This is a genomic window from Pseudomonas bohemica (genome assembly GCF_002934685.1).
In the GTDB taxonomy this organism is placed as follows: Bacteria; Pseudomonadota; Gammaproteobacteria; order Pseudomonadales; family Pseudomonadaceae; genus Aquipseudomonas; species Aquipseudomonas bohemica.
This window is the reverse complement of sequence record NZ_NKHL01000115.1, coordinates 178,823-204,004: the sequence shown is the minus strand read 5'-3', so window position 1 is coordinate 204,004 and position 25,182 is coordinate 178,823. Positions and strand designations below refer to the sequence as shown.

General features: G+C 59.2%; 23 protein-coding genes. 12 read left to right on the top strand and 11 right to left on the bottom strand.

Features of this window, described 5'->3' with window-relative positions; genetic code table 11:
- The first annotated feature begins 436 nt into the window (after nucleotides 1-436).
- From pcaR to pcaD, 6 genes are all read left to right on the top strand, one after another.
- Nucleotides 437-1,279: a pca regulon transcriptional regulator PcaR gene (pcaR, locus tag CE491_RS20675; RefSeq protein ID WP_110950192.1), complete on the top strand. Its 843-nt coding sequence runs from the start codon at nucleotides 437-439 to the stop codon at nucleotides 1,277-1,279.
- Nucleotides 1,280-1,426: 147 nt separating this feature from the next.
- Nucleotides 1,427-2,284: a CoA transferase subunit A gene (locus CE491_RS20670; protein ID WP_110950191.1), complete on the top strand. Its 858-nt coding sequence runs from the start codon at nucleotides 1,427-1,429 to the stop codon at nucleotides 2,282-2,284.
- The gene (locus tag CE491_RS20665; protein WP_110950190.1) at nucleotides 2,284-3,063 is read left to right on the top strand and encodes a CoA-transferase subunit beta; all 780 of its coding nucleotides are present in this window, start codon (nucleotides 2,284-2,286) and stop codon (nucleotides 3,061-3,063) included. Before CE491_RS20670 ends, CE491_RS20665 begins: the two co-directional genes overlap by 1 nt.
- Nucleotides 3,060-4,262 carry a 3-oxoadipyl-CoA thiolase gene (pcaF, locus tag CE491_RS20660; RefSeq protein ID WP_199885192.1) on the top strand — a complete coding sequence of 401 codons (1,203 nt, stop codon included), beginning with the start codon at nucleotides 3,060-3,062 and terminating at the stop codon, nucleotides 4,260-4,262. Before CE491_RS20665 ends, pcaF begins: the two co-directional genes overlap by 4 nt.
- A 176-nt stretch (nucleotides 4,263-4,438) precedes the next feature.
- Nucleotides 4,439-5,728 carry an MFS family transporter gene (locus CE491_RS20655; protein ID WP_110950188.1) on the top strand — a complete coding sequence of 430 codons (1,290 nt, stop codon included), beginning with the start codon at nucleotides 4,439-4,441 and terminating at the stop codon, nucleotides 5,726-5,728.
- An 87-nt stretch (nucleotides 5,729-5,815) separates the two neighbouring features.
- Entirely contained in the window at nucleotides 5,816-6,604 is a 789-nt protein-coding gene (gene pcaD / locus CE491_RS20650; RefSeq protein ID WP_110950187.1) for a 3-oxoadipate enol-lactonase, read from the top strand.
- A 245-nt stretch (nucleotides 6,605-6,849) separates the two neighbouring features.
- Here the strand turns inward: pcaD and CE491_RS20645 are convergent, their stop codons facing one another.
- The 3 genes from CE491_RS20645 to CE491_RS20635 are packed head-to-tail and all read right to left on the bottom strand — an operon-like array spanning nucleotide 6,850 to nucleotide 12,584.
- On the bottom strand, nucleotides 6,850-8,316 hold the full coding sequence (locus CE491_RS20645; protein WP_110950186.1) for an AdeC/AdeK/OprM family multidrug efflux complex outer membrane factor: 1,467 nt from the start codon (nucleotides 8,314-8,316) through the stop codon (nucleotides 6,850-6,852).
- Nucleotides 8,313-11,441: an efflux RND transporter permease subunit gene (locus CE491_RS20640; protein ID WP_110950185.1), complete on the bottom strand. Its 3,129-nt coding sequence runs from the start codon at nucleotides 11,439-11,441 to the stop codon at nucleotides 8,313-8,315. The genes CE491_RS20645 and CE491_RS20640 overlap by 4 nt, the downstream gene beginning before the upstream one ends.
- Before the next feature lie 3 nt (nucleotides 11,442-11,444).
- Entirely contained in the window at nucleotides 11,445-12,584 is a 1,140-nt protein-coding gene (locus CE491_RS20635) for an efflux RND transporter periplasmic adaptor subunit (RefSeq protein WP_110950184.1), read from the bottom strand.
- Nucleotides 12,585-12,837: 253 nt separating this feature from the next.
- Here CE491_RS20635 and CE491_RS20630 point away from each other — a divergent pair, with 253 nt between their 5' ends.
- On the top strand, nucleotides 12,838-13,506 hold the full coding sequence (locus CE491_RS20630; protein ID WP_110950183.1) for a TetR family transcriptional regulator: 669 nt from the start codon (nucleotides 12,838-12,840) through the stop codon (nucleotides 13,504-13,506).
- A 258-nt stretch (nucleotides 13,507-13,764) separates the two neighbouring features.
- Nucleotides 13,765-14,625, top strand: coding sequence for a cache domain-containing protein (locus CE491_RS20625; protein WP_110950182.1), 861 nt, complete (start codon nucleotides 13,765-13,767; stop codon nucleotides 14,623-14,625).
- Between the two features lie 123 nt (nucleotides 14,626-14,748).
- Here the strand turns inward: CE491_RS20625 and CE491_RS20620 are convergent, their stop codons facing one another.
- The 3 genes from CE491_RS20620 to CE491_RS20615 form a co-directional block, all read right to left on the bottom strand.
- Complete coding sequence (locus tag CE491_RS20620; protein WP_110950181.1) at nucleotides 14,749-16,257, bottom strand: MDR family MFS transporter; 1,509 nt, start codon at nucleotides 16,255-16,257, stop codon at nucleotides 14,749-14,751.
- Nucleotides 16,258-16,381: 124 nt separating this feature from the next.
- Entirely contained in the window at nucleotides 16,382-16,558 is a 177-nt protein-coding gene (locus CE491_RS30355) for a hypothetical protein (RefSeq protein WP_199885191.1), read from the bottom strand.
- Nucleotides 16,559-16,714: 156 nt separating this feature from the next.
- Complete coding sequence (locus CE491_RS20615) at nucleotides 16,715-17,602, bottom strand: LysR substrate-binding domain-containing protein (protein ID WP_110950180.1); 888 nt, start codon at nucleotides 17,600-17,602, stop codon at nucleotides 16,715-16,717.
- 159 nt (nucleotides 17,603-17,761) lie between these two features.
- On the opposite strand from CE491_RS20615, the gene CE491_RS20610 reads away from it, so the two are divergent.
- Nucleotides 17,762-19,399 (top strand): 5-guanidino-2-oxopentanoate decarboxylase, encoded by a 1,638-nt coding sequence (locus CE491_RS20610; RefSeq protein ID WP_110950179.1) that lies wholly within the window; start codon nucleotides 17,762-17,764, stop codon nucleotides 19,397-19,399.
- Nucleotides 19,396-20,856, top strand: a complete 1,461-nt coding sequence (locus tag CE491_RS20605) for an aldehyde dehydrogenase family protein (protein WP_110950178.1) — start codon at nucleotides 19,396-19,398, stop codon at nucleotides 20,854-20,856. The genes CE491_RS20610 and CE491_RS20605 overlap by 4 nt, the downstream gene beginning before the upstream one ends.
- Here the strand turns inward: CE491_RS20605 and CE491_RS20600 are convergent, their stop codons facing one another.
- Entirely contained in the window at nucleotides 20,857-21,783 is a 927-nt protein-coding gene (locus CE491_RS20600; RefSeq protein ID WP_234407641.1) for an AraC family transcriptional regulator, read from the bottom strand.
- A gap of 371 nt (nucleotides 21,784-22,154) precedes the next feature.
- On the opposite strand from CE491_RS20600, the gene CE491_RS20595 reads away from it, so the two are divergent.
- Both CE491_RS20595 and CE491_RS20590 read left to right on the top strand, forming a co-directional pair.
- Nucleotides 22,155-22,508 carry an antibiotic biosynthesis monooxygenase family protein gene (locus tag CE491_RS20595; protein WP_110950177.1) on the top strand — a complete coding sequence of 118 codons (354 nt, stop codon included), beginning with the start codon at nucleotides 22,155-22,157 and terminating at the stop codon, nucleotides 22,506-22,508.
- A 124-nt stretch (nucleotides 22,509-22,632) separates the two neighbouring features.
- Nucleotides 22,633-22,872, top strand: a complete 240-nt coding sequence (locus CE491_RS20590) for a hypothetical protein (RefSeq protein ID WP_110950176.1) — start codon at nucleotides 22,633-22,635, stop codon at nucleotides 22,870-22,872.
- Here CE491_RS20590 and CE491_RS20585 read toward each other — a convergent pair whose 3' ends face one another.
- From CE491_RS20585 to CE491_RS20575, 4 genes are all read right to left on the bottom strand, one after another.
- Complete coding sequence (locus tag CE491_RS20585) at nucleotides 22,873-23,496, bottom strand: flavin reductase family protein (protein ID WP_110950175.1); 624 nt, start codon at nucleotides 23,494-23,496, stop codon at nucleotides 22,873-22,875. It abuts the gene before it with no gap.
- Between the two features lie 206 nt (nucleotides 23,497-23,702).
- Nucleotides 23,703-24,104, bottom strand: coding sequence for a hypothetical protein (locus CE491_RS20580; RefSeq protein ID WP_110950174.1), 402 nt, complete (start codon nucleotides 24,102-24,104; stop codon nucleotides 23,703-23,705).
- A gap of 20 nt (nucleotides 24,105-24,124) precedes the next feature.
- Nucleotides 24,125-24,406, bottom strand: a complete 282-nt coding sequence (locus CE491_RS30350; protein WP_199885190.1) for a hypothetical protein — start codon at nucleotides 24,404-24,406, stop codon at nucleotides 24,125-24,127.
- Between the two features lie 118 nt (nucleotides 24,407-24,524).
- Complete coding sequence (locus tag CE491_RS20575; protein ID WP_110950214.1) at nucleotides 24,525-24,950, bottom strand: hypothetical protein; 426 nt, start codon at nucleotides 24,948-24,950, stop codon at nucleotides 24,525-24,527.
- Between the last annotated feature and the right edge of the window lie 232 nt (nucleotides 24,951-25,182).

Below are 25,182 nucleotides of genomic sequence, written 5' to 3'. Positions count from 1 at the left end.
TGAATAACTGAGGAGAAATACTGTTTTCTTGTACGAAGGTTCCGAAGTTTGCCGAGTAAAATTATCGCGAAACTTTGTTAGTCATAAACAGTGTGGCAGAGACAGAATTCTGGCGACGTAATTCCTCTATGCGTCGTTCAGTCCGGTAAATGCAAATGTATTTGGAATTCTACAATTGAAGATGCAGCGAGAAGCGGAGATAAAAACGGCCTTGCGGGTAGCAAGGCCGTGCCTGGGACTTCTCAGTGGGTACCTGACCAGTATTTCCAAGAAGCCACCGGGTGGCGTGTGAAAGGTATAAGCAACCGGGCGGCGGGTCAATTGCGATTATCGGCCAGTGGTTCGATAATCGCCCAAATCTGCCTTGCCGGTGTATCTAAAAGAGGCGAGAGTGGCGCTACAGACGGCCTCCACGGCTACGACGAACGGTGTCAACATGAACGACCAACTGCGTAATTCCTTTGCTTCCCTGGCCCCGCCCATCGTGGCGTCTCCGGCCAAACGGATTCAAGCCTTGACGGGTGATCCTGACTTCATGACATCGCTGGCGCGCGGTTTGGCGGTCATTCATGCCTTTCAGGAGCGCAAGCGGCACCTGACCATCGCGCAGATCAGCCATCGAACCGAGATTCCTCGTGCCGCCGTGAGGCGGTGTCTGCACACCCTGATCAAACTCGGGTACGCGACCACGGATGGCCGCACCTATTCATTACTGCCCAAAGTACTGACCCTGGGCCACGCGTACCTGTCGTCGACGCCGCTGGCGGTATCTTCCCAGCCGTACCTGGACCGCATGAGCAATCAATTGCACGAGGCCTGTAACATGGCCACCCTCGAAGGCGATGACATCCTTTATATCGCTCGGTCGGCAACGACTCAGCGGCTCATTTCCGTAGACCTTGCGGTAGGGGGTCGTCTGCCGGCGTACTGCACGTCTATGGGCCGGATTCTTCTGGCGGCGCTGGATGATGTCTCGTTGCAGGAATATCTCGATCACGTCGACCTGCAACCCAAGACCAGCCGCACCTTGCGCACCGCCGACGCATTGCTTGAATGTTTGCAGCAGGTTCGTCAGCAGGGCTGGTGTATTGTCGATCAGGAACTCGAGCAGGGCCTGCGCTCGATTGCGGTGCCGGTTTACGACGCTTCGGGTCAGGTGCTGGCGGCGCTGAATGTCAGTACCAGCGCGGCGCGGGTGAGCCGCAACGAGCTGGAGCAGAAATTTCTCCCGATCATGCTCGACGCCAGTCGAGACCTGAGTACGCAACTATTTACCTGATTCTGCCTTCGCAACTCTCCGTTCGATTATCGAACAGATAGTCGATTATCGGATTGTTCCGCATAACGCTCAGGCATAACCTGAATCGCATCCCGGCGCAGATCGACGTGCCGCTCACCGATTGAGATTTTGAACCTGGAGCACCCCATGGCTGAAATTCTTTCCCTGCACGATGCTGTGAAGCAATTCGTCAACGATGGCGACACCGTTGCGCTCGAAGGCTTCACCCATCTGATTCCTACAGCAGCTGGTCATGAGATCATCCGTCAGAGGAAGAAAGATCTGACCCTGGTCCGCATGACCCCCGATCTGATCTACGACCAGTTGATCGGTGCGGGTTGTGCGAAAAAGCTGATTTTCTCGTGGGGTGGTAACCCTGGTGTCGGCTCGTTGCATCGCCTGCGTGACGCCGTTGAAAAACAGTGGCCGCAGCCGATGGAAATCGAAGAGCACAGCCATGCCGACTTGGCCAATGCTTACGTTGCCGGCGCCTCGGGCCTGCCGTTCGCGGTGCTACGTGCCTACGCCGGTTCCGACCTGCCGAAGGTCAACCCGCTGATCAAATCCGTCACCTGCCCATTTACCGGCGAGGTGCTGGCCGCGGTGCCTGCCGTGCGCCCGGATGTGACCGTGATCCACGCGCAGAAAGCCGACCGTAAGGGCAACGTGCTGTTGTGGGGCATCCTCGGTGTGCAGAAAGAAGCGGCCTTGTCTGCCAGGCGCTGCATCGTCACGGTTGAAGAAATCGTCGATGACCTGAACGCGCCAATGAACGCGTGTGTCCTGCCGACCTGGGCTCTGAGCGCAGTCTGCGTCGTACCGGGCGGCGCGCATCCGTCCTACGCTCATGGTTACTACGAGCGCGACAACCGTTTCTATCAAGCGTGGGACCCGATCGGGCGTGATCGTGAGGCATTTTCGGCCTGGATCGACGAATACATCCACGGCACCCCTGATTTCAGTGAGTTCCAGAGCAAGCTGGCCCGCGCTTCGGAGGCAAAATAATGACCTACACCACCAGTGAAATGATGACCGTAGCCGCTGCCCGTCGCTTGAAGAACGGCTCGGTCTGCTTCGTCGGTATTGGCCTGCCATCCAAAGCCGCCAATCTGGCGCGCCTGACATCTTCGCCTGATGTCGTGCTGATCTATGAGTCCGGGCCGATTGGCGCCAAGCCCAACGTGCTGCCGCTGTCCATTGGCGATGGCGAACTGGCGGAAACCGCTGACACCGTGGTGTCCACCAGCGAGATCTTCCGCTACTGGCTGCAGGGTGGCCGGGTCGATGTCGGCTTCCTGGGTGCCGCTCAGGTCGACCGCTTCGGCAACATCAACACCACCGTGGTGGGTGATTACCACAATCCCAAGGTACGTCTGCCCGGCGCCGGCGGGGCACCGGAGATCGCAGGTTCGGCCAGGGAAGTACTGATCATTCTGAAGCAGTCCTCCCGCGCCTTCGTCAACAAGCTGGACTTCGTCACCTCGGTCGGTCACGGCGAGGGTGGGGATTCGCGCAAACGCCTTGGGCTGCCGGGGGCGGGGCCCGTCGGCATCATCACCGACCTGTGCATCATGGAGCCCGAGGCGGGCACCAATGAGTTCGTCGTGACCGCACTGCATCCGGGCGTCACGCGTGAACAAGTGATCGCCGCCACCGGTTGGGAGCTGCGCTTCGCCGACAATGTAGTCGTGTCCGAGGAGCCGAGCGAGTATGAACTGTCTGCCCTGCGTGATCTGGAGGCGCGTACCGCTGCCGCTCACGGTCAGGCACCGGGAGAAGCATGATGCGCGATGTGTATATCTGCGATGCGATCCGTACCCCCATCGGCCGTTTTGGCGGCGCGCTGGCGACCGTTCGCGCCGACGATCTGGCGGCCCTGCCGATCAAGGCGCTGATCGAGCGCAACCCATCAGTGAACTGGCAGGAAGTCGACGAGGTGTTCCTCGGCTGCGCCAATCAGGCCGGTGAAGACAACCGCAACGTGGCGCGCATGGCCGCGCTGCTGGCCGGGCTGCCGGAAACCGTGCCGGGCGTGACCGTCAATCGCCTATGCGCTTCGGGGCTGGACGCTGTCGGCTCCGCGTTCAGGGCCATCGCGTCGGGCGAAATGGAGCTGGCGATTGCCGGGGGTGTCGAGTCCATGTCCCGCGCGCCCTTCGTCATGGGCAAGGCCGATGCTGCGTTCGGTCGCGGTCAGAAGCTTGAAGACACCACGCTGGGCTGGCGCTTCGTCAACCCGCAAATGAAAGATCAGTACGGCGTGGAAACCATGCCCCAGACCGGCGACAACGTCGCCGAAGACTACAAGGTTTCCCGTGAAGATCAGGACGCCTTTGCCCTGCGCAGCCAGCAACGCACTGCCGCAGCCCAGGCCAATGGCTTCTTCGCCGAAGAGATCGTGCCCGTGCGCATTGTCCATAAAAAGGGCGAAACCATCGTCGACAAGGACGAACACCCGCGTGCAGACACCAGTCTCGAAGCGCTGAGCAAACTCAAGCCTGTCAATGGTTCCGGCAAGACGGTCACCGCCGGTAATGCAGCGGGTCTGAATGATGGTGCCGTGGCGTTGATCCTGGCCTCGGCCGAAGCGGTCAAGAAACATGGCCTGACCCCTCGCGCTCGCGTGTTGGGCATGGCCAGTGCCGGGGTCGAGCCGCGGGTGATGGGCATCGGTCCGGTCCCGGCCGTACGCAAGCTGGTCGAGCGCCTTGGCCTGGCGGTTTCTGATTTCGATGTGATCGAACTCAACGAAGCCTTCGCCAGCCAGGGGCTGGCAGTGATGCGCGAACTGGGCATCGCCGACGATTCATCCAAGGTCAATCCGAACGGCGGTGCCATTTCGCTGGGCCACCCGTTGGGCATGAGCGGGGCGCGGCTGGTGCTGACGGCGTTGCATCAATTGGAGAAAACCGGCGGCAGCAAAGCATTGGCGACAATGTGCGTCGGTGTAGGACAGGGCCTGGCCCTGGCGATAGAAAGATAAGCGACACACGTCTGAAAACAACCACCCGAGTCATCGCTTGCCTCCACGAAAAGGCAACTGATCGCTTGGGTGGTTGTCCTTGTGATGTCGAAGTGTTACTGCTTAAGTCTAACTGTTTCAGGTTATGTCGTAGACTCACGCTTTAGGCTGGTCTTTATAAAACTGGGGAAAAAATAATGACAACGACTCACTACACCGGAGAAGAAAGGAGCAAACGGATTTTTGCGATTGTGGGCGCCTCTTCGGGCAACCTCGTGGAATGGTTCGACTTCTATGTCTATGCCTTCTGCGCGATCTACTTCGCACCGGCTTTCTTCCCGTCCGATGACCCGACCGTACAGCTGCTCAACACCGCTGGCGTCTTCGCCGCGGGCTTTTTGATGCGCCCGATTGGTGGCTGGCTGTTTGGCCGGGTGGCCGACAAACATGGCCGCAAGAACTCGATGATGATCTCGGTCCTGATGATGTGCGCTGGCTCGTTGGTCATCGCCTGTCTGCCGACCTACGCGGCAATCGGGGCCTGGGCGCCGTTTCTGCTGTTGATCGCGCGGCTGTTTCAGGGCTTGTCGGTGGGTGGCGAGTACGGCACTACGGCCACGTACATGAGTGAGGTCGCGTTGCGGGGGCAACGGGGTTTCTTCGGCTCGTTCCAGTACGTGACGCTTATCGGCGGTCAATTGCTGGCGGTGCTGACCGTGGTCATCCTGCAGCAGTTTCTCAGTGCCGATGAGCTGAAAGCCTACGGCTGGCGCATCCCGTTCGTGGTGGGCGCCATCGCTGCAGTGATCTCCTTGCTGCTGCGTCGCTCGCTCAAGGAAACCACCACTGCCGAAGTGCGTCAGGACAAGGACGCCGGCAGCATGTCCGCGCTGTTCCGTGATCACAAACGCGCGTTCATTACCGTGCTGGGTTACACCGCCGGTGGCTCGTTGATTTTCTACACCTTCACTACGTACATGCAGAAATACCTGGTGAACACCGTGCACATGGACGCCAAGGTCGCCAGTTACATCATGACCGGCGCGCTGTTTCTCTATATGTGCATGCAACCGGTGTTCGGTATCCTGGCGGACAAAATCGGCCGTCGCGCTTCGATGCTTTGGTTCGGTGGTCTGGGCACAATCTGCACCGTACCGTTGCTGATGACGCTCAAGACCACGACCAGCCCGATCATGGCGTTCATCCTGATCACGCTGGCACTGGCCATCGTCAGTTTCTACACCTCCATCAGCGGCCTGGTGAAAGCCGAAATGTTCCCGGTGCATGTGCGTGCATTGGGAGTGGGCCTGGCGTACGCCGTGGCCAATGCCATCTTCGGTGGTTCGGCGGAATTCGTTGCGCTGAGTTTCAAAAACATGGGGTCGGAAAACATCTTCTACTGGTACGTGACGGGCATGATGGCGATCGCCTTCCTCTTCAGCCTGCGGTTGCCGAAGAAGCCGGACTACCTGCATGAAGACCATTGATCCCGTTGCGCGCGCCTGCAACCGGGCGCGCGTCATCGATGTTCTTCAATGACATCCTCGCAAGTGCTCGATAACAAGGGAGCTGCCATGGCATTCGTACAACTTCAAGACGGTCAACTGCATTACGAGATCGAGGGTCCCACGGATGCTCCGGTGCTTGTTCTGTCCAATTCTCTGGGTACTGATCTGCACATGTGGGATGCGCAGATCGCTTCGTTCAGCAAGTCGTTCCGGGTCTTGCGTTACGACACCCGTGGCCACGGCAAGTCTGGGGTGAGTCACGGCCCTTACAACATCGAGCAACTGGGCCGCGATGTGCTGGGGTTGCTCGATGCGTTGGAGATCAAGCGCGCGCATTTTTGTGGCCTGTCCATGGGGGGCCTGATCGGTCAGTGGCTGGGTATTCATGCCAGTGACCGGTTGCACAAGCTGGTTTTGTGCAACACCGCTGCGAAGATTGGTGGACCTGACACTTGGAACCCCCGAATTGAAGCGGTAGAGAAGGGTGGACAGCAGGCGATGCTGGAGCTGGGGGCTGGCGCTGTAGGGCGTTGGTTCACGCCGGAGTTTGCCCGTGATCATGTCGACAAGGTCAAGGCGGTGACTGATGTGTTGGCGGCAACTTCACCAGTGGGGTACGCGGCGTGCTGCGCGGCGGTGCGTGATGCGGATTTCCGCGGCCAAGTGGGTTCGATTGCGGTTGATACATTGGTGATTTGTGGCAGTCATGACGCTGTGACGACGGTTGAGGATGGGCATTATCTGCAAAACCATATTCATGGGGCCCAGCTTTCGGATTTCTACGCGGCGCATCTTTCCAGCGTTGAGTTGGGTGATGTGTTTGCCTGGCGCGTTAATGAGTTTTTGTTGAGCTGAGTTGGCGTTGAGATGGCGTGTATATCCATGTCTGCGGTAACTGCGACTCATGGTTCCGCTTTTTACAGCGGGTCAATTTTGTAAGAGCAACAAAAGTGGCCAAAGCGCTTTTCGAAAGTGACCCGCTGTAAGAGCGGAATCGATATTAGCGCCAACGCAAACAACGGATATACACACAAACCAGCGCCACATCCGACACCCATAAAAAAACCCACCAAATGGTGGGTTTTTTATCGAACGTCGAATCAGAACATCCGCGTTTCCGGGACATCACCCGAGGTCGGCTTTTTATCGCCCTTCGGGGTTTGCTCGTACCAGCCGCCACCCAGCGCCCGATAGAGGTTCACCTCACTGTTGAGCTGCGACAGACGATCAGTGATCAACGATTGTTGCGCACTGAACAACTGACGCTGGGCATCGAGGAAGGTCAGGTTGCTGTCGATGCCGATGCGGTAGCGACGCTCTGCCAGGCGGTAGTAGTCCTGGTTGGCGTTGACGAAGTCGTTCTGCGCCTTGAGCTGATCGGTGAAGGTCTTGCGTGCGGCCAGACCGTCGGAGACTTCCTGGAAGCCCGTCTGAATCGCCTTCTCGTAGTTGGCGACGCCGATGTCCTTCTGGATCTTCGAGTAATCCAGGCTCGCACGCAGGCTGCCCGCGTTGAAGATCGGCAGATTGATCTGTGGCTCGAACAGCCAGGAGCCCGAACCGCCCTTGAACAGGCCGCTCAGATCACTGCTGGCAGTCCCGGCACTGGCGGTCAGGCTGATGCTCGGGAAGAACGCTGCACGTGCCGCGCCGATGTTGGCATTGGCTGCCTTCAGACTATGCTCGGCCTGGAGGATGTCCGGACGGCGTTGCAGCAGCTCCGATGGCAGACCGGCCGGCAATTCGTTGAGCATGTCGGCGCTCAGCGGTTGCGAAGCTGGCAGGTTGGCTGGCAGCCCAGTGCCCAGCAGCAGGACCAGGTTGTTTTCATCTTGCGCGACCAGACGCTGGTATTGCGCCAGTTTGACGCGGGCGCTTTCCACCGACGTGCGCGACTGCGCCAGATCCAGCGCCGAGGCGACGCCGACTTCGTTGCTGCGCGAGGTCAGCCGCAAGCTTTCTTCGAAGGCGCCGAGGGTGTCCTGGGTCAGCTTCAGCAGCTCCTTGTCCGCCTGCCAGGTCAGATAAGCGTTGGCGACGTTGGCCACCAGGCTGATCTGTGTGCTGCGACGGGCCTCTTCGCCGGCGAAGTAAGTTTCCAGGGCTTGCTCGCTCAAGCTGCGCACGCGGCCGAACAGGTCCAGTTCATAGGCGCTGACGCCCAGGCCGACCGAGTACTGGCTGGTGATGCCCTCCCGGCCGGTCTGCGACAGGTCTGCTGGCACCCGCTGACGGGTACCGGAAGCATCGACGGACACTGCCGGGAACAGGTCCGCACGCTGGATGCGGTACTGTGCCCGGTAGGCGTCGATATTCAGCGCCGCGACACGCAGATCGCGGTTATTGCTCAGCGACGTCTGAATCAACTGTTGCAGCGCCGGGTCATGAAAGAACTGGCGCCAGCCTTGTTCAGCGGCTGCCTGGTTGGCCGCTTCGGCCGGCGCGTACGCCGGGCCTTGCGGATACTGGGCGGCCACGGGGGCCGCGGGCTGCGTGTAATCAGGGATCAACGAGCAGCCGCTAAGTACGAACGCGGTAACTGCCAGAGAGATCAGGGACTTGCTCATTGGCCAGCCTCATCGTGTGGGATGTGTTTCTGTTTGCTCTTGAACAATCCGGATACCGATACGAAGAACAGCGGCACCCAGAAGATCGCCAGAATGGTAGCGGTGATCATACCGCCGATCACGCCGGTACCGATCGAATGCTGACTGCCCGAACCTGCACCGCTGGAGATCGTCAGTGGCACCACGCCGAGGATGAACGCCATCGACGTCATCACGATCGGACGCAGACGCATCCGGCATGCTTCCACCGCCGCATCCATCAGCGACTTGCCCTGTTCATGCAGCTCTTTGGCGAACTCGACGATGAGAATGGCGTTCTTCGCCGCCAGACCCACTGTCACCAACAGGCCCACCTGGAAGAACACGTCGTTGGACAGGCCGCGCAGGCTGGTTGCCATCAGCGCACCGATCACACCGAGCGGAACCACCAGCAGAACAGCGATCGGAATCGACCAGCTCTCGTACAGTGCCGCCAGACACAGGAACACGACGAGCACCGAAATCGCATACAGCGCCGGGGCCTGCGAGCCGGAGAGCCGCTCTTCGAACGACAGGCCGGTCCAGGAGTAGCCGATACCCTGCGGCAGTTGCTGCGACAGTTTCTCGATTTCCGCCATCGCCTGACCGGTACTGTAACCAGGGGCTGGAGTACCGAGGATTTCTTCCGCTGGAACACCGTTGTAACGCGACAGTTTCGGCGATCCGTACACCCACTCGCCGCCGGCGAAAGCGTCGAACGGAACCATGGTGCCGCTGGCGTTACGCACGTACCACTTCTTCAGGTCTTCAGGGCTCATCCGGGATTTTGCATTACCCATGATGTACACCTTCTTCACCCGCCCGCGGTCGATGAAGTCGTTGACGTAGCTACCGCCCATCGCCACCGACAGCGTGGTGTTGATGTCGGATTGGGTCACGCCGAGGGCGCGGGCTTTTTCGTCATCGATGATCAACTGGTATTGCGGTTCGTCGGTCAGACCGTTAGGGCGCACACCGGCCAGCACCTTGCTCTGCGAGGCCAGGCCCAACAGTTGGTTACGTGCCTGCATGAGCTTCTCGTGGCCCAGACCCGCCTGATCCTGCAGATACAGGTCGAAACCGGTAGCGTTACCCAGCTCCAGTACCGCGGGTGGAACAACGGCAAAAGACATCGCGTCCCGGAAGCCAAAGAAGTGGGCCTGAGCCCGTTTGGCCACTTCGAACACGCTGTTGGACGAGTCACGATCTTCCCATGACTTGAGCATCACGAATGCCAGACCGGAACTCTGTCCACGGCCTGCGAAGTTGAAGCCGTTGATCGAGAATACGGAATTGACGCCCGGATCGGTCACCAGGTATTCGCGCATCTTGTCCAGGGTGTCTTGAGTCCGCTCGGCGGTCGAGCCGGGTGGCGTCTGCACCTGCGCGAAGATGATGCCCTGGTCTTCTTCAGGCAGGAACGCCGTCGGAATGCGAGTGAACATCCAGATCATGCCGCCGAAGATCAGCAGGTAGACGAGGAACGCCGGGATTTTGTGACGGATGATGTTGCCGACACCACGCTCGTAGCTCAATACACCGCGATCGAACGTGCGGTTGAACCAGCCGAAGAAACCTTTGCGCGGCTGACCGTGTTTTTCGGAATCGATCGGCTTGAGCAGCGTCGCACACAGGGCCGGGGTGAAGACCAATGCGACCAGTACCGAGAGCGCCATCGCGGACACCACGGTGATCGAGAACTGTCGATAGATCACACCGGTGGATCCACCAAAGAATGCCATTGGCAGCAGTACCGCCGACAGCACCATGGCGATACCTACCAGAGCGCCCTGAATCTGTTCCATGGACTTGCGCGTGGCGTCTCGGGGAGACAAGTGCTCCTCGGCCATCACCCGCTCGACGTTTTCCACCACAACGATCGCATCGTCCACCAACAGACCGATCGCAAGCACCATGCCGAACATGGTCAAGGTGTTGATGGTGAAGCCGGCCGCGGCGAGGATACCGAAGGTCCCCAGCAGTACCACCGGCACGGTCATCGTGGTGATGATGGTGGCGCGGAAGTTTTGCAGGAACAGGTACATCACCAGGAACACCAGAATGATCGCTTCACCCAGGGTGTGTACTACCCCGCTGATCGATTCTTTCACCACTGGGGTGGTGTCATATGGGTAGACGACTTTCATGCCCGGTGGAAAGAACGGTTCCAGACGACCGATGGTGTCGCGAATGGCCTTGGAGGTGTCCAGTGCGTTCGCGCCGGTAGCCAGTTTGATTGCGATACCTGACGCCGGCTTACCATTGTATTGCGCATCAATACTGTAGTTTTCGCCGCCCAGACCAATGCTGGCGACGTCTTTCAAGCGTACTTGAGAGCCATCCTGATTGACCTTGAGCAGGATGTTGCCGAACTGCTCGGAGGTCTGCAGACGAGTCTTGCCGATGATGGTCGCGTTGAGCTGCTGGCCCTTGACCGCTGGCAAACCACCGATCTGCCCGGAGGACACCTGAACGTTCTGTGCAGTGATGGCCGACTTGACGTCAACCGGAGTCAGCTGGAAGTTGTTCAGCTTGTCCGGGTCGAGCCAGATGCGCATCGCGTACTGCGCACCGAACACCTGGAAGTCACCTACACCCGGAGTACGGGCGATCTGATCCTGGATGTTGGACACGATGTAGTTGGACAAGTCTTCCTTGCCCATGCTGCCGTCTGCGGATACCAGACCGACCACCAACAGGAAGTTCTTCACTGCCTTGGTCACGCGCAGGCCCTGCTGTTGCACCTCTTGAGGCAGCAGCGGGGTGGCCAGGTTGAGCTTGTTCTGCACCTGAACCTGAGCGATATCCGGGTTGGTACCCTGGTTGAAAGTCACGGTGATGGTCATGCTGCCATCAGAGTTACTTTCCGACGAGATATAGCGTAGGTTGTCGATGCCGTTCATCTGCTGCTCGATAACCTGTACCACGGTGTCCTGCACGGTCTGTGCGGACGCACCCGGGTAGGTCACCTGGATCGCGATGGCCGGTGGCGCAATGGCCGGGTACTGGTTGATCGGCAGATTGAGGATCGATAGAGCCCCGACCAGCATGATCACGAGGGCAATTACCCACGCGAAAATGGGACGGTCGATGAAAAACTTCGACATGGATCAATTACTCCCTTGGGCGGGAGCCGGCGCGGCAGGCTTGATGTTGGCGGCTTCCGCTACCTTCACTTCGGCGCCCGGCTTGACGTACTGCAGGCCTTCGGTGATCACGCGATCGCCTGGATTGAGGCCTTTCTCCACCACCCAGTCAGCGCCGCTGGTGCGATTGGCGACAAGTGTGCGTAGCTCCACCTTGTTGTCCTGATTGACGACCAGCGCAGTCGGAACGCCTTTCAGGTCACGGGTGACGCCTTGCTGCGGCACCAGAATCGCCTTCTCGTTAACGCCCGATTGCAGACGCGCGTGCACGAACATGCCTGGAAGCAACGTGTGGTTGGGATTCGGGAAAACAGCGCGAAGGGTGACCGAGCCTGTGGTCTGGTCAACGGAAACTTCGGAGAATTCCAGCTTGCCGTCTACCGGGTATTGGCTGTTGTCTTCCAGGGTCAGCTTGACCTTGGCAGCGTTGTCACCGGCTTTCTGCAGCTTGCCGCTTTCCAGCTCGCGACGCAGACGCAGCAACTCGGTCGACGACTGCACCACGTCCACATAAATAGGGTCGAGTTGTTGAATGGTTGCCATCGCATCGGTCTGGCCATTACTCACCAGCGCACCCTCGGTGACCAGCGAACGACCTATGCGACCGGAAATCGGTGCATACACCTTCGTATAGCGCAGATTGATCTCGGCGGTCTGCACGGCGGCCTGAGCTTCGCGGGCATTGCCGACGGCGGTGTCGTATTCCTGGCGGCTGACGGCCTGCTCGTTGATCAACTGCTTGTAGCGACCTGCCAGCGAGTTGGTCGCATCGAAGGTCGCCTTGGCGCTATTGAGGTTGGCCTCATACACGGCAGGGTCGATCTGATACAGCTGCTGGCCGGCTTTTACGTCCGTACCTTCAGTGAACAGGCGCTTGAGAATGATGCCGTTGACCTGGGGACGCACTTCCGCAACGCGATAGGCAGTGGTGCGGCCGGGCAGGTCGGAGACCAGCGTGTAAGGCTGGGGCTGGAGGGTCACGACGCCGACCTGAGGGGGCGGTGGTGCAGCCGCAGCCGCGTCTTCCTTTTTACTGCATCCGCTGAGCAGCGATGCCAGGGCGGCGGCAGTGACCAGTACGGTAACAGCTGGCTTGAATTGCATGAAGATCCTCGGGTCAGGAGCTGGGCTCATGAGAAGTTGTAAGGGGCGTTAAATGGTTTCCGGCTGGATAAGTAGCAAGCTAATGAATATACTTACGTTCACGGTTGTTTGTAAACACCCACGGCTGCGACACTCGAACGCACCGGGGGTATCGATTGCGGATCCGGGACAAGGCAATACAAAGGCCGCCCGGCATGCTGTTCAGGCCATTCGAGCAGAGAGCCTGAAGCATTTTCATTGAGGTTTTACTGCCATGGTTCGTCGCACGAAAGAAGAAGCTCAAGAAACGCGCAGGCAGATTCTCGAAGCCGCCGAGCGAGCTTTTTACGATCGTGGCGTGGCGCGCACGACTCTGGCAGACATCGCGACGCTGGCGGGAGTGACGCGTGGGGCCATCTACTGGCACTTCAGCAACAAGGCCGATCTGGTGCAGGCGATGCTCGACAGCCTGCATGAGCCACTGGAAGAAATGGCCCGCGCCAGCGAAAGCGCTGAAGAAACCGATCCACTCGGGTGGACGAGAAAGCTTCTGGTTCACTTGTTTCAGCAAGTTGCTACGGACCCGAAAACCCGCCGCATCAATGAAATTCTGTTTCATAAATTCGAATTCACCGATGAAATGTGTGACATGCGGCGTCAGCGCCAATTTGTCTGGCTCGATGCCAACGAACGCATTTCCCTGGGGTTGAGCAATGCGATACGCCAAGGGCAATTACCCGCTGACCTCAACCCTCAACGAGGGGCGATCTGTCTGCATGCTTATGTACATGGCATTCTCGGCCAGTGGTTGCTGGTACCGGACAGTTTTCAGCTGTCCAGAGACGCCGAACGCCTGGTCGATACCGTTCTGGACATGCTCCGCTACAGTTACGCGTTGCGAGACCCTGCTCCCGAGTCGGCGACGGGCGCGACTAACGGATGAGTGGTAGATGCTCGATCCTGCGCAAGGCATATTCGGCTTACTCTTCAGGCAGGCGACTATAACCGTGTGGCGCGCAGCCTGCATCTATACATTTGTTCGTGCCGCTTGAACAGATGGTTTACTTAGCCTTTACTCAGATCCTTATGGGCATTCAGCAAAGCGACAGTCCATCAAGCGCAGATCCGGCGTCCGAATACTTCCCTATTGCCTCCTCCCGTCTAAGCTTGCTCGCAAATCAATAAGAACGGAGTAAGCGCAATGCCAGTCGTTTCGAAATGTGGTACGTGGAAAACATTCGTGATCGCTGCGCTTGCCTGCGTTTGTGCAGGCCGGGTGCTGGCGGCGGACGAAGCTCAGGAGGCGGCAGCGGCAAAAGGGCTACTGGAAAAGGCCGTCACCCATTACCGGCAGGTAGGCGACAAGGCGCTCGCCGAATTCAGTCGCCAGGGGGAGTTCGTCGATGGTGAGCGATATGTGTTCGTCACCGACACCAACGGCGTGATGCTCGCCAGTGGCGGGCCGTCTGTCGTGCTGATCGGACGCGACATCTCTTCGGTGCTGGACCCCGCGCTGCAAAAGGCCTTCAAGGACGTGTTGCAGACCCCGGAAAGCGCCGGTATCCAGCAGGCCGAATACCGCTGGGAGAATTGGCGCGATGGCAAGATCGAGCGCAAGCGCGTGTATTTCGAGCGCGTGGGCAATCGCATCCTGGCCGTGGGCTATTACCTGCCTCGGGCCACGGCGGAACAGGCCAAAGCGTTACTGGACAAGGCATCGAAAGCGCTGGCGCAGGATGAGCCCAACACGGTCGAAGCGATAAACAGCCTCAAGGGCGGATTTCTCCAAGATGATTTGTATGTGTTCGTCGTCGATACGGACAGCAAACGCTACGTCGCCCACGGCACCAATCTGCGTCTGGTCAACACCGACTTCAGCAAGGTCAAGGACCCGGAAGGCAAACCTGTCGGAATCCCGATGCTGGAGAAGATCAAGAAGCAGCCCGAAGGCGAATACGAATACCTGTGGCGTAATCCCGTGACCGGCAAGGACGAGCACAAGCACGCTTACATGCGCAAAGTTGGGCATTTTCTGGTAGCGGTAGGGTATTACAGCGGCTGATTTTTTTCTGTGTTCGCCTCCAACCTGTAGGCGCGCGCTTGCCCGCGAGAGGCCGGTTTGACCAGGGAAGAGTTATAGCCTGGCCCAATGGCTCGCGGGCAAGCGCGCTCCTACAGATCAACGTCAGCGATCCTTATCTTCCCGCCCACGCAGCAGATGATTCGGCATCGCCAGGGCTGCAGCCAGACCAAGCAGCGAGACCGCGGCACTGGTCATCAGCAAATGCTGGAAGGTCATCGACAGTTGCCCACGCAACAGGACCAGCGCCGGACCGCTCACCGCGTGCAGGCTGTCCATCAGCAGATTCCCCGAACCGCGTTTACCGCCTATCGTGCTGCCGTCGATCTGCTCCAGACCGGAACCCGCAAGCATCGCCAGCAGTACGGCCGACATGCTGGCGACACCCACCGCACCGCCCAGCGAGCGAAACAGATTGGTGGTGCTGGTTGCCACACCCATGTCCTTCATCTCGACCGAGTTCTGCGTGCCCACCAACGAGGTCGGAAACTGCAACCCACAGGCGATACCGGCCAGCACCATGAACACGCCGGTGAGGATCGCCGAATGGGGTGGAGTGAAGGCGATCCCCAGAATGGCCAGCGGCATCAACAGCGCGCCGGTCAGGATGATCGGTTTGTAGCGACCTGTGAGAGACGTGCGTCGGCCACCGAAGTAGGCCCCAATGGGCATGCCGATCGCCAAGGGCATCAGGTGCAGCGCTGCGCTGTCCGCGCCGCCGCCGGTCACGGTCTGGAAGCGCAGGGGCAGCAGAACGATCAACGAGATCGCCTGAAAACTGGTGAAAAAAATCGTGCACCAGCACAACACCGCGCTGCGGTTGGTGAACAGGTGCATGGGCAGCAGCGGCTCGCGGGTGCGGCGCTCGTAAAGCACGAAAAACACCAGCGCCAGCAATGCCACGCTCAGTTGCCCCAACACATGCTGATCGCGCCAGCTGTGGCCCTGGCCGATTTCAGTGATGCCGAGCAGCAAGGCGGTGAGGCCGACGATCATCAATAGCGTGCCTGGATAATCGATGATCGGTTTACGCTGCGGCACCGGCAGGCCGATGAGCGTCTGCCGGGCGACCCACCAGGCCAGGAAGCCCAATGGCAGATTGATGATGAAAACCCAGCGCCAGGACAGGTACTCGGTCATGAACCCGCCAAGCACTGGTCCAGCCACGCTGGCGGCCGCGTACATGCTGCTGAAATAGCCTTGGTAGCGACCTCGTTCGCGCGGGGGCACGATGTCGCCAATGATTGCCTGACTGACCGATACCATCCCGCCCGCACCGATGCCCTGCAGCACCCGCGCCAGTACCAGTTGTTCCATGCTTTGCGCCATCGCGCAGAACAGCGAAGCGAGGGTGAACACGCCCAATCCGAGCAGCATGAGACGGCGTCGCCCATAAAGGTCGCCCAGCTTGCCGTAAATCGGTACGGCGACAGTCAGCGCCACCATGTAGGCAGAAATGACCCAGGCCAGCAGGTCGAAATCCTGGAATTGAGCAGAAATGGCGGGCATCGAGACCGCAACAATGGTTTGGTCCAGCGCGCTCAAAAAGACGGCCATCATCAGCGCAAAGAGAATGCTGCGGATGTCCGGGCGGGTTTGATTGAGGCTGGTCACGAACAAGAACTCGAACTGACAGGTCGACCCGCCAAACTTTCTGCGGGAAAAAGTGCGTCCAGTCTAATCCGTTAGTTTGCTATTCGATAGCTGGCTCAATCGATTCATCCAGCCTGAATAGCGATCATCGCAGTGCGCTGAAGCTGGCATCCGCAGGCACGCAGTGGCCGATGGTGCACACCACCGCCATGCGCGGTGATTGGCGAAGTTGCTCGATTCTGTAGGCACCCGCCGCATAGATGCTCAGCACCGTAACGACAGCAACGACATAAACGCATTGTCTTTTTATTGTGGTTCTCATGACGCGTACCTCGATCCGGTTAAAAATTATTTTTTTGCGGATGAGGTGAGTGTAGGTCGCTATTCCGGTCCTGGCCTAACGACAGGCATTGAATGTTTTTATCGGCGGCCGGACGGGGCGACGATTTGGTGATCAGGCCGGGTCGGCGCGCCACCGCTATCGGTTACGCGCGGCGGCTTCTGCCAGCAGCCAGTCCAGCAACTCGCGCAGCTGTGGCGTCGATTCCGTGCGCGTGGGATAGACAAAGTAATACCCTGCGCCTGTCTTCACCCTGAGATCGAACGGGGTAATCAAGCGCCCCGCGCGCAGGTCCTCGCCGATCAGCGACCAGTCGCCCATGGCAATGCCTGACCCTTGAGAGGCAACGGTCATCGCCAGGTCCATGGTGTCGAAGTGCTGACCTTTGCCGACATTACCCAGGCGGGTCCCCGCTGCCTTCAACCAGTGCGCCCAATCCTGCTCATCGAGCGTGGGATGCAGCAGCATGTGCTGGTCCAGATCCTCGAATCGTTCCAGCGGCTGAGCGCCCGCGAGCAGCGACGGTGCGCAGACCGGTGTCAGCTGTTCGTCAAACAGGTGGTGAACGTGCGGCGAATCGTCGGGATATCCACCATAAACGACAGCCGCGTCAAACCGTTCGCGCCGGAAATCCACGTCGTGGGCAATAGTAGTGGTCAATTCGACCGGCACATCGGGGCGCTCTTTCTGCCATTGCAACAAGCGCGGCAAAAGCCAGCGCGTAATGCAGGTGGGCGCCTTGAGTTGCAAGGTTTGCTGGCCGGTTTCCAGGTGATCCACCGCTTCTTCAATCAGGCCAAAGACATGCTCGATACGCGGAAAAAACTCACGGCCCTGTGCAGTCAGACTCAACCCCCGCGCCTGGCGATGGAACAGCCGATACCCCAAGTGGCTTTCCAGGCCGGAAATCTGTCGACTGACAGCGCCTTGGGTGATGTGCAGCAATTGCGCCGCCCGCGTGAAATTGCAGCATCGCGCCGTGATCAGAAAGGTGTGTAGAGCGGGCAGGGGCGGCAGGCGTTTCATGGGTAGGCGCAGGCATGATCTGAGAACATGGCTAAGCATGACATTTTTTGCGTTGTCACCGGTATCGCCACGCGGTTCCAATGATCGCCATGCAGCGCTCCAGGCGTAGCCCGGCGGGCGCCTTCGAAAGCGATTCCACGAACGAATGAAGGTCCAGACATGGCAACATGCGGCGAAGTATTGGTCAGGTTACTTGAGGGGTATGGCGTTGAGCAGGTCTTCGGCATACCCGGTGTGCATACCGTGGAGCTGTACCGCGGGCTGGCCAGCTCTTCGATCAATCACGTCACCCCGCGCCACGAGCAGGGCGCCGGTTTCATGGCCGATGGCTATGCACGCACCAGCGGCAAGCCGGGCGTGTGCTTCATCATTACCGGTCCCGGCATGACCAACATCACCACCGCAATGGGTCAGGCTTACGCCGATTCGATTCCGATGCTGGTGATTTCCAGCGTGCAGTCGCGCAGTCAACTGGGCGGCGGTCGCGGCAAGCTGCATGAATTGCCATCGCAAGGGGCACTGATCGCAGGGGTCGCCGCGTTTTCGCATACCTTGATGTCCGCTGCGGAATTGCCATCGGTCCTGGGCCGCGCTTTCGCGCTGTTTCAGGCCGGCCGTCCGCGCCCCGTGCACATTGAAATCCCTTTGGACGTGCTGGTGGAAAACGCCGACGACCTGCTCGATAGCCAGCCGGTGTCGATTACCCGCGCCGGGCCTGCGCCTTGCGCGATCAAACAGATGGCTACGCTTTTGGCCAGCGCCAAACGTCCCTTGATCCTGGCCGGTGGCGGCGCCATCGATGCCGCTGCGGCGCTGACGCAACTGGCCGAGAAACTGGACGCGCCTGTCGCGCTGACCATCAATGCCAAGGGCATGCTGCCATCCAGCCACCCGCTCTTGATCGGTTCGACGCAGTCCCTCGACCCCACCCGCGAAATCATCGAAGGCGCCGATGCAGTGCTGGCGATTGGCACTGAATTGGCGGAAACCGATTACGACATCACGTTCCAGGGCCACTTCAAGATTCCTGGCACATTGCTGCGCATCGATATCGACCCTGACCAGACAGTGCGCAATTTCCCGCCGAAGGTGGCGCTGGTGTCCGATTCGAAAATGGCCGCTGAAGCCCTACTGGCGGCATTGGACGAGCACGACCTGGCCGAACGCGAAGCAGACTGGGGTCGCAAACGCGCCGCCGCGCTGAAAGCCACTCTGCACGCCTCATGGGATGAAGCAACGCGCGGGCAGACCCTTTTCCTGCAAACCGTGCTGGAAATTCTTCCCGAGTTGGTCATCGTTGGCGACTCGACCCAGCCTGTCTACACCGGCAATCTGACGCTCGATCTGGACAAGCCGCGGCGCTGGTTCAACTCGTCCACCGGCTACGGCACCCTCGGCTACGCCTTGCCGGCTGCGATCGGTGCCTGGCTCGGCAGTCAGGACGCTGGCGAGCGCAACCCCGTGGCCTGCCTGATCGGTGATGGCGGTCTGCAATTCACCCTGTCGGAACTGGCCAGCGCGGTCGAGGCGCGCACGCCCATCATCGTCCTGCTGTGGAATAACCAGGGTTACGAGGAGATCAAGAAATACATGCTCAACCGGGCCATCGAGCCGGTCGGTGTAGACATCTACACCCCCGATTTCATCGGCGTTGCCAAGGCGCTGGGCTGCGCCGCCGCAGCGGTCAGTGGCGTGGAGCAATTGAAAGCCGCCCTGAATTCAGCGAAAGATCGTCAGGGGCCGAGCGTCATCGAAATCGACCAGCGCGGCTGGATGAATGGATTGAAAGCATCATGAGTGAGGCGACAGTGTCGAGTCCGGTTTTGGCAGGTCTGTACATCGACGGGCAATGGTGCTCGGGTGGCGAGCAATTGACGGTGACCAATCCTTGCACTGAAGAGCGGTTGGCGATCGTCACGGGCGGCGATGCGCGGGCGGTGGATGAGGCAGTGCACGCCGCGCAGGCGGCGTTCGACGCCTGGTCGAAAACCACGGGTGCAACACGGGCGTTGATCTTGCGCCGGATCGCCAGCGGCGTTGCCGCACGTCGCGAGCGCCTGATGGCGCTGCAGTCGAGCAATAACGGCAAGCCAACTTTCGAGGCGGGTATCGATGTCGATGATGTGATCGCCACGTTCAGCTATTACGCCGATCTGGCCGAAGCTGCCGATGGCCAGCAGAATCGCGCGGTCGAACTGCCGAGCGAAGCCTTCGACGCCCGCCTGCGTCGAGAGCCTTGTGGTGTGGTCGGTTTGATCGTGCCGTGGAACTTCCCGATGGTCACCACCGCATGGAAGCTGGCCCCAGCGCTGGCAGCCGGTTGCTGCGTGCTGCTCAAGCCCTCGGAAGTCACCCCGTTGGCAGAGCTGGAACTGGCGCAGATCATTGCCGCCAGCGGCTTGCCGACGGGGGTATTCAACGTAATCTGCGGCACCGGTCTGGCGGTCGGCGCGCCGATGTCCGCACACCCCGGTATCGCCAAGGTCTCCTTCACTGGCAGCAATGCGGTTGGCGTGCAAGTAATGCAGCGCGCGGCGGAAACGGTGAAAGGTGTGAGTCTGGAACTGGGTGGTAAATCGTCGTTGCTGGTCATGGCTGACGCCGACCTGGATCTGGCGGTGGAGCTGGCCAGTGGTGGCGGTTATTTTAACGCCGGCCAAATGTGCTCGGCCACCAGTCGGGTACTGGTGGCGCAGGAGCTATTGGAGCCGTTTCTGCAGCGCATTGTCGCCAAGGCTCGGTCGATCAAGGTTGCCGGACCTCTGGAAGACGACACCGAGATGGGGCCGTTGGTCAATCAGGCGCAGTATCAGCGAGTGATCGACCACATCGAAGCCGGGAGGGAGGCTGGCGCGTATCTTCTGTGCGGTGGCAAACGTCCGGCCGCACAACCTCGCGGTTACTTCCTGGAGCCTGCCGTGTTCACTGAAGTCCCTCTGGACAGCGCGCTGTGGCGCGACGAGATCTTCGGTCCGGTGCTTTGTGTGCGCGGCTTCAGCAGCGAGGCCGAGGCGATCGCGCTGGCCAACGACACCCGGTTCGGGCTTGTGGCCAGCGTGGTCAGCGGCGACAGTGAAACAGCCGATCGCGTCGCGAATGCGTTACAGGCCGGGCTGGTCTGGATCAACGCGCCGCAGGTGATCTTCCCGCAGACCGCTTGGGGTGGTTACAAGCAGAGCAGCCTGGGTCGCGAGCTGGGGCCGTGGGGCATGCAGGCGTTTCAGGAGATCAAGCACGTGGTGCGTGCGCTCTGATCAGATGGTTTTGCGCAAGCGCGCCAAGTCCCGCAAGGGGGGCGCGCCGAACAGACGACTGTATTCGCGGCTGAACTGAGACGGGCTCTCGTAGCCCACCCGGTAACCGGCTGCCGACGCCTCGAGCCCGTCGGCCAGCATCAGGCGCCGGGCTTCCTGCAATCTCAGCTGTTTCTGATACTGCAACGGGCTCATGGCCGTCACGGCCTTGAAACGGTGGTGCAGCGTAGAGACGCTGAGGTTTACCTCCCGAGCGAGTTCCTCGATGCGCAACGGTTGCTGGAAATTGTCGTTCAGCCACTTGATCGCTTGGGTCACGCGATGGGTTTGACAATTGGCGATTGCAATTTCGTACAGCCGATAGCCCTCACTGCCGCGCAGCAGGCGGTAAAGGATTTCGCGGGTGATCAGCGGCGCCAGCATCGGGATGTCTTTTGGACTGTCCAGCAGGCGAATCAGGCGAATCACCGCATCCAGCAACTGCGAGTCGATTCGCTCGACATACATCCCGCGACCGCTGGGGCGCGTTGGCACGCTCATGGGACCGGCTTCCGCGATCAGCGCATTGATGTCAGCTGGATCGATGTCCAGGCGCATGGCCAGATGCGGATCTTCGGGCGTGGCATGGATGACCTTGCCGCTGATGGGCAGCGCCACCGACAGCACCAGATAGTTCAGCGGGTCGTAGGTGAACAGTTCGCCACCCAGCGTCACGTCCTTGCGGCCTTGGGCCATGATGCACAGCGCTGGCTGCACAAGACCTGGCACCGACTGCAACGGGCGATCATGACGAACCATGAACAACGACTTGATCACGGTTTGGAAGCTGCCATCGGTGGGCGCGTGGCGGCGGATCAGCTCCGCGAGTTCGGCACGCTGTTGCTCCATGTGAGCGCTCAGTTCGGGGATAGGCAACGTGCCTGGCATGGCGTCCGGCATGGCGGCAGCCGCAGCAGTTGGCAACATGGAGAACTCCTCTGGCGAAGCATTGATGCGATACAGCTTATTTTTGTGCAAGCGCATGCGTTATGCGAATCCTGTCGGATGATTGCCTGATTCTGCAGCATGGTCATCTATTGACCGATGAAACGCGCTGCCCAGCAGGGCCGATTGCTTGAAAGTCCCGACTGCGAGCCCTCAGGTCTTAGCCGTGAGGGCTCGTTATTGCACGACACTTGCGCAGAATGAGGCAATAACCGGGCAGTAATTGGCTATCGGGCATTGCGCCCTGGCCTCTAATCTTCACTCCTGGCCGCAGCGTGTTCTTTGATTGCGGCTGATCAAAAGGAGCCCAGATCATGCATAGCACTCCCTTCGTGACCCACCTGGTAACCCTTCGCGCCAGCGTTGGAAACAGTGCGCAATTAGGCGCGCGTCTGAACACGCTGAGCAGCACGTCCGCCAGGGCCGCCGGGTGCCTGCACTTTGCTTTGCAGAAATCCATGACCGAAGACGATGTGTGGGTGATCAGCGGGCTGTGGGCAGATAAATCGGCGATGAGCGACTGGTTCGCTGCGCCGGAGCTGAATATCTTTTCAGAGCTTGTTACCGAGGGGTTGGTGAGCCACCTGGATTTTCAGACGTTCGCCAACGTGACAATAGCCCAAGGCGAGGCGGCGATTGAGGCTGCAAGCGCGCGGATGGCGGGCTGAGCGCTTTCTCGCTGCGGACCGCTACGCCCTTGGGCCAGAATCAGAATCAGGCACCACTGGCCCCAAACCATGATCGACGGTTTAAAATCCGCGCCTTTCCCTTTTCAGGCAGGATGTTCCTTACATGGCACGCAAAGAATTCCAGCATTACGAAGCCGTTTCCGCCGCCGTTCCCGGTGATGGAGGCTACAGCGCAGCGATCGCGGTCAAGGGCCTGGACGCAGGAGGCGCGCCTACTTTCCATCGGGTGCTTCAGGATCAGAAGTTCAAGACCGCGCTGGCCGCCGATCAAGCCGCTGTCGAGGAACTGGAGCGCTTGATCGACGTGACGTCTGAAGGCGAGCTGATGTTCGCTCAGGATTGATCAGGCTTTTGGCCGGTACATTTTGAACAGCGATTCGGGGCTCAGCTGGAAATAATCTGCCGGGCCGCCACCCCGCAGGATTGGCTCCCCGGCTGCGGTGTCATAGATGCCATCCTTGAGAAGCCGTTTGGCGATATGAATCGCCACCACTTCTCCCAGAATCAACCAGCTCGGCACGACCTCTTTATCGGCGCGTTGCAACTGGACGATTTGCGTCACTTTGCATTCGAACGCCACCGGCGTTTCCTTCACTCGTGGAACCGAGACGATACGCGAGGGTTCGGCTGTGAGATTGGCCAGTTCGAACTCGTTGACGTCGGCCGCCACTGCGGCACAGCTCATGTTCATTTGTTCGGCGAGCGGGCGGGTAGCCAGGTTCCAGACGAATTCGCCGGTCTGTTCGATGTTGTTCAGGCTGTCTTTTCGACCGATGCTGCAGAAGCCAATGATCGGCGGAACATAGTTGAAGGCGTTGAAGAAGCTGTAGGGCGCGAGATTGAGCTTGCCCTGTGCGTCGTGGGAGGAGATCCAGCCGATGGGGCGCGGGCCGACGATGGCGTTGAATGGGTCGTGGGGCAAACCGTGCCCCTTGGAAGGTTCGTAGAAATGGATATCGTCTGACATGGCGGCGGTTCCTGAGCGGTTGAGCCGACAGGGATGACTGCCTGTCGGTTGTCGAGCTGACCATAGTGCAAGGCATTGGAACGGGATGCCAGAGCTTGCAGGGATTGGTGGGTAAAAAAGGCGGAGCCTGAAAAAATGCCAAAAAAAGCCCGACATCAGTCGGGCTACAAAGGGAGTTTCGGGAGGTGGAACGTGTAAAGCGGGAATCAGCTGACGCGGTTATTGCCTACGCGGTCGGCGCCGTCAGAGGCCAGGCGGTTGGCACCGACGTGGTCAGCGCCATCGGCAGCCTGACGGTTGTTGCCTACGCGGTCGGCGCCATCGGAGGCCAGGCGGTTGGCGCCGACATGGTCAGCGCCATCGGCAGCCTGACGGTTGTTGCCTACGCGGTCAGCGCCGTCAGAGGCCAAGCGGTTGGCACCAACGTGATCGGAACCATCAGAAGCCTGACGATAGCTGCCAGTGTGAGAGGCATTGGTGTGAGAAGAACCGCCCTCGGCTACAACATTGCCGTTCAATACAGCGTGAGTATCCGAAACAGGCAGAGCGAATGCGCTCGACGCCAGAATCGACAGACTAAAAGCAAATACCAGGTTCGAAGTTTTCATGATGTTAGCTCCACAGAAGTTCAATAATTTTCTTCACTTGGGTATGGAGCTAAGTTTACGCGCGCATGGATTAAGTAGAAGTTAACAAGGTTGCTAACGATCATCGGCGAAAATGATAGTTGGCCGCAGCGCCCGTTTTTAAAGCGCTCCAGCGGATTTTGATTCGAAATGGGGCGATTTTTGTCAAAAATGGCAAAGCATGCTATTGACAGATTTGAAGTTATGTGGTTTTGAATTTTTTTGCGATCAGCTTGCTTGATGCCACGGGATACGCTGCAATCATGCTGAAATTTGCTGTTCACGGGCATTAAATTGCTGGCCTCAATGAGAAGCCCATAAGCCACTGCGCTTGTAACGATATGTGGCGGCAGAAAAAACTAAGCCCGGCATAAGCCGGGCTGGAGAGAACCGCCAGAAAAATCAGCTCAGGCGATTTGCACCCACGTGATCAGCGCCATCAGCAGCGAGACGATTTGCACCAACATGGTCAGCGCCATCAGCAGCTACACGATTTGCACCGACATGGTCAGAACCATCAGCGGCAACGCGATTTGCACCCACATGATCAGAGCCGTCAGCAGCGACGCGGTTAGCGCCCACGTGGTCCGAACCATCAGCAGCAACGCGGTTAGCGCCTACGTGATCCGAGCCGTCAGCAGCAACCCGGTTGGCGCCTACATGGTCCGCGCCGTCAGTAGCGAGGCGGCCGATGTTGGTATGGGAAGAACCATTTTCGGCAACTACGGATGCATTCACTTGTTGGTGTGCGTCCACCGCTGGAAGTGCGAAAGCGCTAGTTGCCAGGATGGAGAAAGCGAGGCCGAAGATGAGTTTGTTAGTTTTCATGTTGCGTTTCATGACAGTTGCTCCAGATCGATTCAGTTAGTTGGTAACTCGGTATGGAGTTAACTTTACTCGACTCTGGTTCATTAAGAAGTCAATCGCATTGGTAGCGATCATCGTTGAAATTGATATTACGAAAAGCTACCGGTGATTCAGCCACTTAGCTGCCATGAGAGTGAAAAACGGGGGCAGTCACTTGCGCGATTGTCCCCCTGTTTTGCGGATCGAATATGCA